Source organism: Anaerorhabdus furcosa (genome assembly GCF_900167375.1).
GTDB lineage: Bacteria > Bacillota_I > Bacilli_A > Erysipelotrichales > Erysipelotrichaceae > Anaerorhabdus > Anaerorhabdus furcosa.
Genome location: NZ_FUWY01000008.1, coordinates 79,606 through 95,663, shown reverse-complemented (window position 1 = coordinate 95,663; position 16,058 = coordinate 79,606). Strand labels below are relative to the sequence as shown.

14 protein-coding genes are annotated in these 16,058 nt (G+C 32.5%); 13 read left to right on the top strand and 1 reads right to left on the bottom strand.

The window, feature by feature from the left end; translation table 11 throughout:
• Positions 1-261: IS3 family transposase (locus tag B5D14_RS11305; RefSeq protein WP_143254441.1), on the top strand; the 261-nt coding region annotated here is incomplete at its 5' end.
• A gap of 102 nt (positions 262-363) precedes the next feature.
• Here B5D14_RS11305 and B5D14_RS11300 read toward each other — a convergent pair.
• Entirely contained in the window at positions 364-3,657 is a 3,294-nt protein-coding gene (locus B5D14_RS11300; protein ID WP_078712742.1) for a transglycosylase domain-containing protein, read from the bottom strand.
• A 210-nt stretch (positions 3,658-3,867) separates the two neighbouring features.
• On the opposite strand from B5D14_RS11300, the gene dnaE reads away from it, so the two are divergent.
• The 12 genes from dnaE to B5D14_RS11240 all read left to right on the top strand — a co-directional run bounded on the left by dnaE (position 3,868) and on the right by B5D14_RS11240 (position 16,045).
• Entirely contained in the window at positions 3,868-6,930 is a 3,063-nt protein-coding gene (gene dnaE / locus B5D14_RS11295; RefSeq protein ID WP_078712741.1) for a DNA polymerase III subunit alpha, read from the top strand.
• 11 nt (positions 6,931-6,941) lie between these two features.
• Positions 6,942-7,604: a response regulator transcription factor gene (locus tag B5D14_RS11290; RefSeq protein WP_078712740.1), complete on the top strand. Its 663-nt coding sequence runs from the start codon at positions 6,942-6,944 to the stop codon at positions 7,602-7,604.
• The gene (locus B5D14_RS11285) at positions 7,594-9,051 is read left to right on the top strand and encodes a sensor histidine kinase (protein ID WP_143254440.1); all 1,458 of its coding nucleotides are present in this window, start codon (positions 7,594-7,596) and stop codon (positions 9,049-9,051) included. Before B5D14_RS11290 ends, B5D14_RS11285 begins: the two co-directional genes overlap by 11 nt.
• The gene (locus B5D14_RS11280) at positions 9,041-9,691 is read left to right on the top strand and encodes a tRNA1(Val) (adenine(37)-N6)-methyltransferase (RefSeq protein ID WP_078712738.1); all 651 of its coding nucleotides are present in this window, start codon (positions 9,041-9,043) and stop codon (positions 9,689-9,691) included. Before B5D14_RS11285 ends, B5D14_RS11280 begins: the two co-directional genes overlap by 11 nt.
• 120 nt (positions 9,692-9,811) lie before the next feature.
• On the top strand, positions 9,812-10,726 hold the full coding sequence (pyrB, locus tag B5D14_RS11275) for an aspartate carbamoyltransferase (RefSeq protein WP_078712737.1): 915 nt from the start codon (positions 9,812-9,814) through the stop codon (positions 10,724-10,726).
• Between the two features lie 12 nt (positions 10,727-10,738).
• Complete coding sequence (locus tag B5D14_RS11270; RefSeq protein ID WP_078712736.1) at positions 10,739-11,155, top strand: aspartate carbamoyltransferase regulatory subunit; 417 nt, start codon at positions 10,739-10,741, stop codon at positions 11,153-11,155.
• 222 nt (positions 11,156-11,377) lie between these two features.
• Entirely contained in the window at positions 11,378-13,213 is a 1,836-nt protein-coding gene (locus B5D14_RS11265; RefSeq protein ID WP_078712735.1) for a BglG family transcription antiterminator, read from the top strand.
• On the top strand, positions 13,197-14,312 hold the full coding sequence (locus B5D14_RS11260) for an amidohydrolase family protein (RefSeq protein WP_078712734.1): 1,116 nt from the start codon (positions 13,197-13,199) through the stop codon (positions 14,310-14,312). Before B5D14_RS11265 ends, B5D14_RS11260 begins: the two co-directional genes overlap by 17 nt.
• On the top strand, positions 14,296-14,667 hold the full coding sequence (locus B5D14_RS11255; RefSeq protein WP_078712733.1) for a hypothetical protein: 372 nt from the start codon (positions 14,296-14,298) through the stop codon (positions 14,665-14,667). The genes B5D14_RS11260 and B5D14_RS11255 overlap by 17 nt, the downstream gene beginning before the upstream one ends.
• Positions 14,657-15,022, top strand: coding sequence for an SFCGS family glycine-rich protein (locus B5D14_RS11250; RefSeq protein ID WP_078712732.1), 366 nt, complete (start codon positions 14,657-14,659; stop codon positions 15,020-15,022). Before B5D14_RS11255 ends, B5D14_RS11250 begins: the two co-directional genes overlap by 11 nt.
• A gap of 1 nt (position 15,023) precedes the next feature.
• Positions 15,024-15,314 (top strand): DUF4312 family protein, encoded by a 291-nt coding sequence (locus B5D14_RS11245; protein WP_078712731.1) that lies wholly within the window; start codon positions 15,024-15,026, stop codon positions 15,312-15,314.
• Positions 15,315-15,325: 11 nt separating this feature from the next.
• Complete coding sequence (locus tag B5D14_RS11240) at positions 15,326-16,045, top strand: DUF4311 domain-containing protein (protein WP_078712730.1); 720 nt, start codon at positions 15,326-15,328, stop codon at positions 16,043-16,045.
• Positions 16,046-16,058 lie beyond the last annotated feature (13 nt).

Sequence of the window (16,058 nt, the reverse complement as noted above, 5' to 3'; positions counted from 1 at the left end):
TCTAGAAGAGGTAATTGTTGGGATAATGCACCACAAGAATCATTCTTTGCGATATTAAAAACAGAAATGGATTTAAAGAAGTATAGGACTTATGAGGAAATGGCTTTTGCGATAACTGATTATATCAATTACTATAATTACGATCGACCACAGAAACGACTTCATAAGAAGACTCCTTATGAAGTTGATCAGTATCTGACAGATAAAACATTGGTGAAATATCTGCCTGTGATTGTTCCTCAATCAATCATTTATTTATAGTAAAAGCAGATGATTTTTATTCACCTGCTTCATATCTTTTATTCTTGTGTCCTTGACAAGGGGTATAGTTTACTACTAAAATGTAGATACTTTTTTATTTGTTTAATATGTAACATAGGCACATTGTGTATTACTTGAACCACTTGCAGTACTGAAACCACCACATACCTTAATACTTCCATATAAATCTCCTGGCCATCCTTGATAATAACTTGAGCCGCTTGATATATTGTATAGAGGTACTTCATCGATGTAGACTGTTGCGTAATAACTAGCTCCAGCTGAAGCTGAGCGGTCAAAGATACATGCACCAGAAGCAGGAATATAATTTTTGCCATCGTTTAATGTTAAATCTTTAACACCGTTAGAACAACCGCCACCACCATACCACGATACTGATAAGCTACCATCTGGAAGAATACTAGCAGAAATTCCACCAAGATTTAAATTAGAATTCTCAGTATAACTTTCAGATACATCAGTTAGTGCAGGATGTCCTTTACGAATTTCAGCAGTAACTGTTTGATGAATTCCATCGGCATAAGCATATGGATAAGAACCAAGAATATAAGTAATATCTTCAATATCGTTTGGTCGTTGAATTGCAGTAGGTTTTGTTGAAGATGTTTTTTCAACAGCATTCATAAGTTTAACACTTATTTTACCAGTAAGATTGAGTCCACTCTTATAGCCGTTAAAGTAAGTTCCCTTATCTTTAACACCTTTATCGTAACCAACCCATACTGCATTTGTAAATTGTGTTGAGGATGCAATCATCCATTTATCTTTTGCTGCACCTTTAGGGATGTTATAAACTAAACCATCTTTAGCCCAGTCCGATGTACCTGTTTTAGCATAAACAGGATAATCACGTTTTAATACTTGCATGTAGTTGAAATAAGGACCATCAACTGCATATTGCATTAATTCAGCGACTAAATAAGCAGAACCAGAACTTAGGACTTTCACGTTTTGATTTTCTGGATAAACCACAGTTCCATCTTGCATAACAATCTTTTGAATTGTATGTGGTTGGTTATAAACACCACCATTAATAATCATTGCATGAGCACCAGCCATTTCAAAAACGGTTGTTTCAAATGATGAACCACCAATTGCATAACTAATATCAAAGTTTTCATTAGTTACTTTACTAAATCCAATTGTTTGTAAATATTTTACAACTTCTTCTTTACCAATTTCATCTAGAACTTGTTGAAGGGTATCAATTGCAGGGATATTTAATGATTGAGCAACAGCTTGATCGACAATAACATCACCACGGTATTTGCCATCGAAGTTTTTAAGTACAAGACTACTACCACGATAAGTATAAGGACGGTCAGTTAATACGTGTTTGCTTGACCAATATAAGTTTTCAAATGCAAGGGCGTAAGATAAGAAAGGTTTTACTGCAGATCCTGGTTGTCTAAATCCAGATGTTGCACGGTTTAATAGACGAGCACCTTCATAATTTCTACCTCCACCAACGCCAATGACAGCACCAGTACGATTGTCCATACAAACCATAGCAGTTTGGATTAAATCGTCAGGGAATGGAATTCCAGCAGTACCGTCTTGAATTGAATCAATAACTTCTTGAACATCTTTATTCATATAAGTGTAAATCTTCATACTAGCAAGTGCTGGATCTTTTCCAGTCAGTGTTTGTGCTTCACTGATAACTGCATCAATATAACTTTGATATTGACTCTCAGTACGATTGTAAGTATTTTCTTCTCCAATAAGTAAATCTTCAACTTTAATAGCTTTAGCTAAATCAGCTTCATCTTTAGTGATGTAGCCATGATAAGCCATCATATCGATAACACTATCTCTTCTTTGAGTAGCTAAATCTAAATAATTGTAGGGGTTATACTTGTTAGGTAAGTTAACAATACCAGCAAGTAGTGCTGCTTCACTTAATGTAACTTCTGATATATCTTTACCAAAGTAATAAAGCGAAGCTTTTTGAATACCACGGATATTTCCACCGAAGTTTAATTTGTTCAAATATTTTTCAAAGATTTCGTGTTTATTAAAATCTCTTTCAATTTTTAGTGCTAAGTAAATTTCTTGAACTTTACGATCAATTGATTTCTCTGCAACTGTTGAATTGTTGATATCATCAATACTGAAATAAGTATTCTTAACAAGTTGCATTGTGAAAGTTGAGCCACCTTGTGCAAAACTACCTGATTTAATGTTTTCAATAAATGCTTTTGTAAAACGAGGTAAGTCAAAACCAGGGTGAGTAAAGAAACGTGAATCTTCAATAGCAACAAATGCATCCACTACAGATTCAGGTAAATCATCATAAGTAATGTTCTCACGAAGGTATGCACCTAACTCGGCAACAGATTCACCATTAGCATCATAAATTTTAGATGATTCAGCTCCAGTGAAATCAGTTAAGTTTAATTCAGGGGTATTGGATAATATTTTACCTACGATACCTAAACCAACACCACCAACAATTAATCCAATACAAAGAATCACAATGATTAATCCAGCAAAGAATTGTTTTGTCTTGGATGGTTTTGATTTTTTACTAGGTTTATGAACTTCATCAAAATCAGGTGTGATTTTCTTTAATAGTATTGTTTCTTCTAAAGGATCTTGTTTTTTACTTTTCTTTGTTGGTAAAGAAAGAGGTAATTTTAATTTGTGTTCTTCTTTTGAAGAACTATCATCATCATCACCCTCATCAATATAATCAATTTCAGGTTCAGGATCTTTGTAGATATGAATAGGTTCATCCGTTTGTTTAGGTGTTTCGTTATTGATGATTTCATCATCTTGAGTAGGAGTATCTTCCTTTTTTTCTTCAACATGTGACTTCATTGGTATTTCTTCTAGAATGCCTTCATTTTTATTTTTAGGTAGATCTTCAACTTCGTTAAGTGACTTATCTTTCTTAGAAACGGTTTTCTTATTTATAGGTAAGATAGAAACAGTATCCTCTTGATCCTCTTTTGTTTTAGAGGACTCAGGAGTTTCATTAATTGTTAATGAAATATCTTTTAATCTTGATTCAAAATCTGCAAATCCTTCTTCAATGAATTTCTTAGTAGATTTCTTATCGACTTTAGACCTTGTTTTTTGTTTAGTGGATGGTTGATCAACGCTTAAAATTGAATCAGAGGGATTACTTACTGATTCATTCTTTTTCTTTGCAGTTGCTGCTTTAGTTGTTTTGGCAGCCACACTTTTATTTGTCTTTTTTGTGGTTGCTTTTTCCTTAGAATCATCCTTTATCAAATCATTGGATTTCTTAGAAGTACTTTTCTTTGAAGTACTTTGTTTAGGTTTACTATTTCCTGTTGCTTTTTTCTTTTCTGTTTTAGGATTCTCATTCAATGTATCACTCTGAGTTACCTTTATTTTGTCATCCATTTTATCACTCCAAACATGTGCCTATCTATTTTATCACAGAATTAACTATCTTGCCTTTAAAAACTATCAAAAAAATGTGAAATATCAATCTTTTACTAATCAGTTACACCGAAATTAGCGTAGAAAAAAATGATAGGGTTTTCATTCGTAACTTGAATGATATTCTAGAAATAAAAGGAATCTATGGTAAAATAAAGCAAAGGAGATTTTATGATTCATTTACACGCTAGAAGTTCATATTCATTACTAAATAGCACACTCACAATTCAACAACTTGTGAAAACAAGTAAAATGTTGAATTTTTCAGCATGTGCTTTAACGGATAATAATGTCATGTTTGGTGCATATGAATTTTATAAAGTTTGTGAAGAGGCTAAAATAAAGCCTATTTTTGGTCTTGAAGTTACTTGTGAATTAAATGAGGAGAATGTAAACTTCTTACTTATTGCTAAAAATAATAATGGATATAGAAACTGTATTTTATGCTCAAGTTATGTATCAAGTTCGCAAAACCAATTATCATTTGAACAGTTAAAAGAGTATGCAGTGGATAATGTGGTCATTGTTTATGGTGAGGGTGGTGTAGTAGAATCAGCACTCGTCAATGAAAATGAAAGTGAATGTAAAAAAAGAATTAGAGAAATGCTTGAAGCTTTTGATGATTGTGTTTTTGCATTGTCACTCAATGATGCATCTTATTGGAAGATAAAGAATCAAATGTTAAAAAAGCATGTGATTGAATGTGGTGGTAAGACAGTAGCATTAAGTAAAATTTATTATGAAACAGAAGAAGATGCAATTTGTTATAAAATAGTTTCGGGCATTCGTCTTGCAAAAACACTTAACGATTATTCACTGCCATCAATACAAGGGCGATATATCCGAAGCAAAGAAGAGATGGAAAAGTTATATGATCAAGATGATTTACAAGAAACAGAGAATATAGCTAAACGATGCAATTTTAGTTTTGAAGAATTTCATACATCTATTCCTAAATTCAAAACACCCAATAACATTGATGGTAAGAATTACTTAACGCAATTGTGTATTGCAGGTCTTAAAAAACGATTGGATAACCATGTATCAAAGATATATGCAGATCGTTTGAAATATGAATTGGATATTATTATTTCCATGCATTTTGAGGATTATTTTTTAATCGTATATGATTTTATTCGATTTGCTAAAAAAGAGGGGATTTATGTTGGACCCGGTCGTGGTAGTGCAGCGGGATCACTTGTTGCTTATTGCTTAGGGATTACGCATGTTGATCCAATTGAACATAACTTGCTCTTTGAACGTTTCTTAAACCCGGAAAGAATATCAATGCCTGATATTGATACTGATTTTCCAGATGATCGACGTGATGAGGTTATCCAGTATGTATATGAAACCTATGGAAAAGAACATATAGCCCACATTATTACCTTTGGAACATTAGCGGCAAAACAGGTATTACGGGATGTTGGTCGTGTTTTAGATATACCTTTAAGAGAAATTGATATGATTTGTAAAGCTGTTCCATTTGCACCTAAAATGACCTTAAAAAGAGCTTATGATGAATCAAGTGTTTTAAGACAATACATTGATGCAGATAGAAGATTTACAGAACTTTTTAAATATGCACTAAAACTTGAGGGGTTACCACGTCATGCAAGTACACATGCTGCAGGTATTGTCATGTCAAGTAAAGCGTTAAATGAGGTTATACCAACAATTCAAATTGAACAAGATATGGTATCAACACAATATACAATGGAACATCTTGAATCATTAGGCTTAATCAAGATGGATTTTTTAGGATTAAGAAATCTAACAATCATTGATCAAGTAGTTGAAAAAATTAAACTAGAACAACCCAATTTCAATATCTTGCAAATTCCATTAGATAACAAACCTGCTTATGATTTAGTAAGTAGGGTAGATACTGTAGGTGTATTTCAACTTGAGTCAAATGGAATGAAAAGTCTAGTACGAAAAATGGAACCAACACGATTCGAAGATATTGTTGCGACCATCGCGTTATTTAGACCAGGACCAATGGAGAATATTCCACTTTATTTAGAAGCACGAAAGAAACCCAATGAGATTACTTATTTGCATCCAAATTTAGAACCTATTTTAAAAGATACCTATGGCATAATGATTTATCAAGAACAGACAATGCAAGTAGCACAAGTCATGGCTGGTTTCTCTTTAGGAAAAGCGGATATTTTAAGGAAAGCAATGTCTAAGAAAAAAGTAAGTGATTTAAAATCACTTGAAGAAGATTTTATTCAAGGGTGTTTGCGAAATGGGTATAATCAAAAGTTAGCACATGAACTCTTTGACTTGATTCTAAAATTTGCAGGTTATGGATTTAATAAAGCACACTCAGTAGCCTATGGACTAATTGCTTATCAAATGGCTTATTTAAAAGCGAACTATCCCTATGAATTTTATTGTGCACTTTTAAACAGTGTTATTGGTTCAGAAAGTAAAACTGCTGAATACATTGATGAGTGTAGGAAGAAGAACATTGTTATTTTATCGCCATCAGTGAATTACAGTACAACTACATTTGATTTAGTGAATCATGAAATACGTTTCCCACTTCTTGCTATTAAAAATGTAGGGGGAAGTGCAATTACTGAAATTATTGATGAAAGAAGTAAATCTGAATTTACTGATTTTCATGATTTCATTGCACGAATTATGACAAGGAAAGTAAATCGTAAAGTGATTGAATGTTTGATTGATGCAGGAGCATTGGATGAATTTAAAATTAATCGTAAGAGTATGTTGGCGTCTTTAGACGATGCAATTCGCTATGCTGATTTGGTGAGAATCGAAACAGATGGACAATCACGAATTGATTTAGGTCTTGTATCAAAACCAGTTCTATATCAGATAAAAGAAGATCCAATTGAGAAAAGTGATAGGGAGAAAGCAGTTCTAGGTTTCTATCTAGGATCACATCCAATTATCGATATTAAGAAAAAACATAGCATTTTATTAGAACCACTAGTAAAATTAAAACATACAAAAGGATTTGTGAAGGGATTCTGTTGTATATTACGAATGCGTCAACACCGCACTAAGAAAGGTGATTTAATGGCATTTGTGCAAGGATATGATGAATCAGGAGAACTTGATTTAGTTTTTATGCCTAACATCTATCAAAAAGCACAAGTGATGTTACAAAAAGGAAATTATATTTACTTTGAAGGTAAAGTAGATGAAAAAGAATCGTGTTTAGTCAATAAAATTCAGTTGTTAGAGGATGACAAATAGGAGGTTTTAAGATGCCAAAGTTATTAATCGTAGATGATGAATTAAAAATAAGAGAAGTTGTTCGTGAATATGCATTATTAAATGGTTATGAGGTAGCTGAAGCAAGTGATGGCTTGGAAGCAATTCAACTTGTTGAGGTGCAAGATTTTGATTGTATTATCTTGGATATCATGATGCCAAAATTAGATGGATTCTCAGCATGTAAACAAATCAAGAAGATTAAAAATATTCCTGTGATTATGCTTTCTGCAAGACAAGAAGAATATGATAAGTTGTTTGGATTTGAACTGGGTGTGGAAGATTATGTTATTAAGCCATTTTCACCTAAAGAGTTAATGGCACGTGTAAAAGTCATTTTAGAACGTGGCCGTAATAAAGAAAATCAAATTCTAAAATTTGATGGCTTAACCATTGATGTAGATGGTCGAAGTGTAATGGTTGATGGAGCAAAAGTTAATTTAACACCAAAAGAAATTGATTTGTTATTGTATATGGTTAAAAATAAAAACATTGCATTGTCAAGAATGAAACTTTTAGAAGAAGTATGGGATTATGATTATTTTGGGGATGATCGTACTGTCGATACCCATGTGAAGATGCTAAGACACAATTTAGGAAACTACCGTGATTTTATTGTTACGGTGAGAGGAATGGGATATAAATTTGAGGCATAGATTAAGAGGAATAAAATTCAATGTTTGGTTGGATTTCTTCTTATTTGCACTTGCGATATTACTTATTCTTGGAATTCTACAGTTTTCACTAATTAAACCGTATTACCGCAATAATAAAATTACGACAATTCAAGAAGTAGCAACTAAGCTTGAATCGTATATTGTGGATAATGATGGAAGTAGTGAATATCTAGTAGATAAAGCATTTCAAGTAGCTGTAAACAACAGTGTATGTGCTGCTATCTTCAATGAACAAGGCAAACTTGTTTACAGTGCAGATGGATTAGGCCAAAGTTGCATTTTCAATCAAAAGATAACATTACAAGAACAAGAAATTGTTCCTTTTGATGATGGCATAGCGTTGAATGAACATGTAGATGCTAATTTCAATTCATTCTCAGAGGTATTAATCAATTCAAAAAGTAAACAAGAGATGATTTTGTTTGGTGAAAAAATAGAATCAAATTTAGGTAATTTATATTTGTATATTAATAGTCCACTAGAACCAGTAGACTCGATTATAAGTTTTTTCCAAGAACAATATTTCTTTTATACTTTAATTATTATTGGATTTTCAATTTTGATTTCAGTTTTTATTTCAAATGGTTTATCAAAACCAATTGTGAAGATGAAATCATCTGCGGATTCTCTGTCAAAAGCAGATTATGAAAACACGCATTTTGAGGGTTCATATTTTAGAGAAATCAATGACCTAGCGACAACACTTAATGAAGCAACCCACAAACTAGAAAAAGTAGATGAGTTACGTAAGGATTTAATTGCAAATGTATCACATGATATCAAGACACCGCTAACTATGATTAAAGCCTATGCCGAAATGATAAGAGATATCTCGGGTGATAATCCAAAGAAAAGGGAAGAACATTTGGATGTGATTATCCAAGAAGTAGATTATTTAGATCATTTAGTACTAGATATGCAAGAATTATCTAAGATGCAATCAGGTAATTACGAATTAAATCGCAAGAATTTTGATATTGTTGAAAAGATAAAAAGCATTCTAACGTTATTTCAAGTGCTTATTGATGAGCATCATTTCCAAGTTTCACTTGAAAGTGATGAAAGTATTATTCTTTATGCAGATGAAATTAAAATTGGCCAAGTTATTTATAATTTCTTATCCAATTCATTCAAACATTCTGATGATTATGGAAAAATATTTGTAAGAATCATTAAGAAAGATGATTGTGTGAGAATAGAAGTTGAAGATGAGGGATCAGGAATACCTGAAGAAAGTATTCCTTATATTTGGGATCGTTATTATAAAATTGATAAATCATTTAAGCGTGCAACTGTTGGAACAGGGTTGGGATTAGCTATTGTTAAAGCAATTCTAGACAACCATGAAGCACAATATGGTGTTGTTAGTGAGGAAGGAAAAGGTTCAACATTCTGGTTTGAACTAGCACAAGAAAATGTCTTTTGATTATTTACCAGAAACTACAATCGAAATAAAACAAAGAAAAGATATGTTCAAAATGAATTCTGATACGCATTTTTTAGGTAAATTTATTGATGTAAAAGAAAATGAAACCGTATTGGATATAGGGTGTAACAATGGAGCACTTCTTTTGTATGCTAGTTTATTTCACCCAAAAGAACTTGTCGGTGTAGATTATTTTCAAGAAGCAATCGATTTAGCACAAGAAAATTTTATACACAATAAAGTAGAAGCGACATTGTATTGTAGTAAAATTCAAGATTTTCAACATGTTGCTTTTGATGTTATTGTATGTAACCCACCATTTTTTAAAGTAGATGAGAACTCAAATGTAAATGAGAGTGAATACTTAAGGATAGCAAGACATGAAGAAATGTTGACATTAGCGGAGCTATTTGACCAAGTAAAGAGATTACTAAAAGAGGATGGCCGATTTTACTTAGTCCATCGTTCGATGCGCTTAACTGAAATTGTTGAAGAAGCCCTTCGTCATGGGTTTAAAATAAAAAGAATGAAACAAGTATTTGATGACAATAAGGAATATTCTACAAGTAGCTTGTTTGAGATAGTAAAGGGCAAAAATAATCAGATTTTGATTGAAAAACCTCGATATTTAAGTCGATAAAGACACAAAATGAAAATTTTGTGTTTTCTTTTAAAGTTAGGAATACAAAACTTGTTTTAACTGCTATAATTATTCCAATAGTGATCCAAGAGAGTTCACTATGAGGAGGAAAAAGTGAATATGAAGCATTTGATTGATCCAATGGACTTAACAGTAGAGGAGATCAACGATCTGCTTGTCTTGGCAGATGATATCATCCTAGACAAAACGAAGTACAGAGACGTGTGTAAGTACAAGACGTTAGCAACCTGTTTCTTTGAGCCAAGTACAAGAACAAGATTAAGCTTCGAAGCAGCGATGCTCGAACTAGGTGGAAATGTATTAGGATTTTCATCAGCAGATTCAAGTAGTGCCGCAAAAGGTGAAAGTGTAACAGATACAGCTAGAACAGTTGCGTGTTACTCAGACATCATTGCGATGCGTCATCCAAAAGAAGGGGCACCGTTTGTTGCGACTAGAGGGTTAACGGTACCAATTATTAATGCCGGTGATGGTGGACACAACCATCCAACACAAACCCTAACTGACCTATTAACAATCCATAGAGAAAAAGGACACTTTGATAATCTAGTAGTTGGATTATGTGGTGACTTAAAATTTGGTAGAACAGTTCATTCACTGATTAAAGCATTAACACGTTATAAGAATATTCATTTTATTCTTATCTCACCAGAGGAATTAAGAGTACCTGAATACATCATTGAAGATGTATTAAAGAAATCAAATGTAACTTTTGAAGAAGCACGTACAATGGAAGAAGTCATGGATAAATTAGATATCCTTTATATGACTCGTGTACAAAAAGAACGTTTCTTTAATGAAGCAGATTACATTCGTTTAAAAGATTCTTATATCTTGGATTTAGAGAAACTAAAAAAAGCAAAAAAAGATTTAACAATTATGCACCCACTTCCACGTGTAAACGAAATTTCAGTACAAGTGGATGATGATCCACGTGCAGCATACTTTAGACAAGCGCTATATGGTAAATACATTCGTATGGCATTGATTATGAAGATGTTGGGATTAAAATAGGAGGAGCATAAGATGAATATAGATAGCATAAAAAACGGAATCGTTTTAGATCACATTACTGCAGGTAAAGCCATGGAAGTTTATGAAAGTCTAGAACTTGCAAAACTTGATTGCTCAGTTGCAATGATTATGAATGTTAAAAGTAATAAGATGGGGCGCAAAGACATCTTAAAAATAGATGATGACTTTGAAGTAAACCTTGATGTATTAGGATACATTGATCCTAATATCTCAGTATGTATCATTAAAGATGGTAAGGTAAGTGAAAAGAAGAAATTAACATTACCTAAACAAATTAAAAATATTCACAAATGTAAAAATCCACGATGTATTACTTCAATTGAACAAGAATTAGATCATATCTTCTATCTTGCAGATGAAGAAACACAAACATATCGTTGTATCTATTGTGAAACAAAGAAAGGTTAAGCTGATGCTTAATCTTTTTTTGTCTTGAAAATATGGGATAATTATGAAAAATTGCAATTTTGCAAAAAAAGATGATTTTTTTGCAATCAAGTAAACATTCAACTTTGAGTTAGAATGTTAAACTTTTGACAAGAGGGAGAGAACATCATGGAAAATATTAAACCAAGACAACTTGAATTATTAAAAATTCTAGTTACATCACCGAAACCTGTAAGTACTTAAATGTTGATGATGAAATTTGGTAAGAGTGAAAGAACAGTGCACTATGATGTGATTGAACTAAGAAAACTTATTAAAGTACATCATATAAATTTGAGAATTAAATCAAAGCAAGGTTATTACATTCCTGTTGTTGAGAAACAGCGATGCATTGATTTCATAAAAAAACATGAAAACAAGCAAATAGGTGCAAACTATAGGAATAATGATGAGTTACCAGATGAAATCTTATTGTACTTTGCTTTGGCAAGTGAAGATAAGAAAGCAGATGACTGCAGTGAAGATTTAGCAATTAGTCCATCAACTTTACTAAGGATGATCAATAAAGTCAATTTGACTCATGACAAAATCAAAATCGTAAAAGGGAAAAAGGGATATGAATTAGCAGGTAATGAATATGAAATTAGATTAGCAACATCCTACTTACTCTCATCTTATTTAAATCGAGAATCAACGATTGAAGAGGGTTATGATGTTTTACCCATCATAGTTAAACAAACAATTTCTAAGGATGAGGTCATTTCAACTAGTGAAATCATTAAAGAAGTGAATGGTAAATACAATGTTTGGGTTTCAAATATAGGGTATCTAAATTTATTGAGTTATTGTATTTTTCAAAAAAGAAGAAATCAAAATCATCCCAGTTGTTGTGATGCAATACAAAATGATGAGGATATGAGTTACGCAAGTGAAATACTAAAAAAGGTAAACAATCAAAGTGAAATTGATTTAAATGAAATAAAACTATTAGTAGATTGTATGTTGCGAAATGGTGTGATTACACCCATTGAAAAAGAAGTGTATTCTGCAATTGAATACGATGTAATTGAACTTGTTGATGATATTGAAAAAAGATGCAATGCAATTTCACTTGAATTAAAAAAAGATAAACTAATTCAAGACTTACATTTGCATTTATCTCATTACTTTAAATTGAAAAAATATGATATTCAATTGGAAGATAATTTGGTTTTAACAGAAATTAAAAGTAAGTATGCAAAAATCTTTATGATTGCAAAAAAAGCGTTAGTACTTTTTGAAAAAAAGTTTGATATCAAAATGGATGAAACAGAAATTAGTTATGTTGCGATTTACATCTATAAAAACTTAATCAGTACCAAAAAGAAAGCACTAAAAGTATATGTAGCTTGTGCAACGGGAAAGGGATTATCCAATTTACTAACTACACGTATTCAAAACATATTTCCACAGTTGGAAATTATAGGACAAACAAGTGTTTATGGTTTATCAAAAATTGATGAAGAGGTTGACTTTATTATCTCAACAGTAAATCTTCCCAATATCAAAATACCAGTAGTTAAAGTTTCAATAGTTTTGGCTGATGAAGATATTAAAAGAATACAAGAGTTCATTAATTTGGGAAGTGTTGCTGATAAGGTACCAATACAGCAAACAACCTACCACGAAAGTAATAAACTTGATCCATTTAATTTAATGGATACAAAAGTAGGAATAGGTAAAAAAGAGTTAAATGATGTATCAAACATCATGAGTAAATTAACATTAACTTTACTTGAATACCTAGCCATGGTTTCTGAATTAGTTCATTTGAATTCTTCGGTTTTATTGGGTGTTGTGATTCACATGAATATGGCAATTCCAAGGTGGTTTGCGAGTGATGATTCAGAATTTGATGAAGAAGTTGAAAAAGGATATGAACGGATTATAAAAGAGCACAATGATATTTATATGATCATGGAAAAATTCTTCGAACTTGTTGAAAAAAGCTTACTTATAACAATTTCAAGAAGAGAAAGATATGCGTTTTATATGTACATATTAAGTGAGAGGGAGAGAAACAATGAAACGATTGATTAAGCAGGGAACATGTATACTGCCAAATAAAGAATGTGTAAAAAAAGACATACTCATTGAAGGGGATATGATTGTCAAAATTGACGATGAAATTCTAGATGAAGTCGATGATGTAATTGATGCAACAGGTTGTTATGTATCACCAGGATTTATCGATATTCATACGCATTGCTATCCAATTGGTGATTTAGGATTAGATCCAGATGTTTTAGGTGTAAAGCGGTGGGCGAGTACAATCTTAGATGCAGGAACATCAGGTGCTGGTAACTTTGAAGATTTCTATGAACATGCAATTAAGAAATGCAATACGAGGGTGTATGCTTTGCTTAATGTATCAAGTTTAGGACTGGCATTTAAACATGAATTAAATGACATGGCAAAAATTAATGAGAAAAACATTGTTGAAATAATAAAACAATATCCTAATGTGATTGTGGGATTAAAAGCAAGAGCAAGTCAAAGTGTAGTACAAGATTTAGATATATTACCAATACGCAAAGCAGCTGAAATTGCACATGCAGTAAATAAACCATTAATGGTTCATGTAGGCAATTATCCACCACATTTAGAAGATGTACTTAATTGCTTAGAACAAGGTGATATTGTAACCCATGCATATCATGGGAAAGTTGGGAATATTTTAACTGAAGACCAATCATCAATTATCAAAGAAGCAACAAGTGCCAGAAGTCGGGGTGTGTTGTTTGATATAGGTCATGGGTCAGCGAGTTTTAGCTCAAAAGTATATCAAAAAGCAAGAGAACTTGATTTTGATTGTGATCTTATTTCATCTGATTTACATAGTGAAAACTATGAAGGACCAGTATATACACTCATGGATGTTGTCAGCAAAATGGTTAATTGTGGTGAACCATTAGTCGATGCAATTGCTAAGGTAACTTCTGTTCCTGCAAGACATTTTAATTTAGAGAAGTTGGGTGAATTAAAAGAAGGGTATTATGCAGATATATTTATTTTCAAGATGAAAGATGTTGAAGAAGAAGTGGTAGATTCAATGGGAGATAAGATTTTACTTCGTACTAAAATTGAACCCCAATGTTTAATTGTAAGTAGAGGTGAAAAAAGTGGAATTTATAAATAGTCAATTGAGTCAAATCGAAAGTGAAGGATTCGAACTTTCTAGAGTAAAAGAAATCTACGAAGAAATAGTTAAGCAATGCGTAGAAAGTGGTGTGACATTCAAAGAAGGAACACATGAAATGATGTTTCTTAATCACATCTTAGTATTAAGTAAAAGAATTGTATCGAAAGAATTAATTGAAGAAATGGAATTATGTGGGATTGAAGAATTATCGAGTTTTGCACGTGATACTGCAGACTCAATTGTCAGGAGTGTACTAAGTAAAAATAACTTAGAGATGAATAAAACAGAAAGTTTTCTCATTGCAACACACATCGAAATGAATAAAGAGGAGGAGAATGAAAATGGCAAATGAAATTTTAGTAGTAATTGGACACCGAATGGGTAAAGGAGAAGCAGTGGCACGCGGCATTGAAAAAGCTGGTGGTAAGGCAATTGTTATTCCTGGTATGGCTGCAGATATGAAGTTAGGCGATGTTATGAAAGAGAATGATGCAACATTTGGTATTAGTTTTTGTGGAAGTGGTGGAGCAGGTGCAATCACTGCAGCAAACAAATATGGATGGAAAGTAAAATCAGAAATTCGCTCAATTGAAGGTGCTTGTCAAGCATTACGTGAAGGGTGCAAAGTTGTTGGTCTTGGTTTTATGGATGTAGAAGATTTAGGATATCAACTTGTACAAACCTATAAGCAACTTCATGGGGAATAATATGGAATCAACACAAGTTTTAAAAACAAAAAAAATGGAAGTCAAAGTATCTATTTCTGGTAATGACTTCAATGATACAGTTGGAAAACTATTTCAATGTATGCGCAAAGAAGTGTTTCAGGAAATAGGTAAACCAGTGATTCAAATGGATACCGAAGAAGTATATTTTGATGATGTGCAAAAAACAGAAAAGACTGAAAAATTCTTATTTGTTTTTATGCCAAGAAAAAAAGATTATTTTACTATTACTGCAAGAATTAATGTAATAGTTAAATATATTGATCTTGAATAGGAGGGTATAGAATGTCAATAGAGATCATTATTTATTCACTAATTATTGGTGCTGTTGGAGGTGGATGTATTGCTGCAGGGGCTGCGCGTATGTTCCATGCTCCAGAGATTCAAGCTATGGGAGCATTTAGAACTCTTGGTGAGTTAAATGCTTGTGCTGGTGACCCAGTTGCGCACTTTGGATTTGGTTTAGGATTTTTCTTTAATGCAGCTGCATCAGCTGTAGCAGCAGGGGCTATGTCAGGTGACGTATTCCACCGTATTATTCCAAACTGGTCTGCAGGTATCTTATTACTTAGAAATAAGAAAGTAGATGAAACTTTATATAATCCTGGAAAAATGTTTCTTACAGGAGCAGGAGTAGGTGCAGTAGTTGTTACGGTTTTAAATACAGCTGCAAGTATGATTCCAGAAAAACTTGCGATGATAGCAGGGAATGTATTAACACCTGCAGCAAACTGGTTATTAAATCCTGTAATGCCTGGTATTTTCTGGTTAGCTGCAATGGATGCTGGAAAAACAACTGGACTTTGGGGAACTATTTTAGGAGGTGTTTCTGCACTTGTATCTGGAAACGCTGTTCCTGGAATTGTATTAGGTATTTTGATTGGTAAATCGGCTGAAGAAAATGGTTACAAGAGTAGCATTGTTCAAATTCTAATTGCTATCGTTGTTATTATGTTTGTTGCGATTGCTTACTTCAGAGGATTCTTCAATCAATTTGGATTTTAAGGGAGAATGAGAA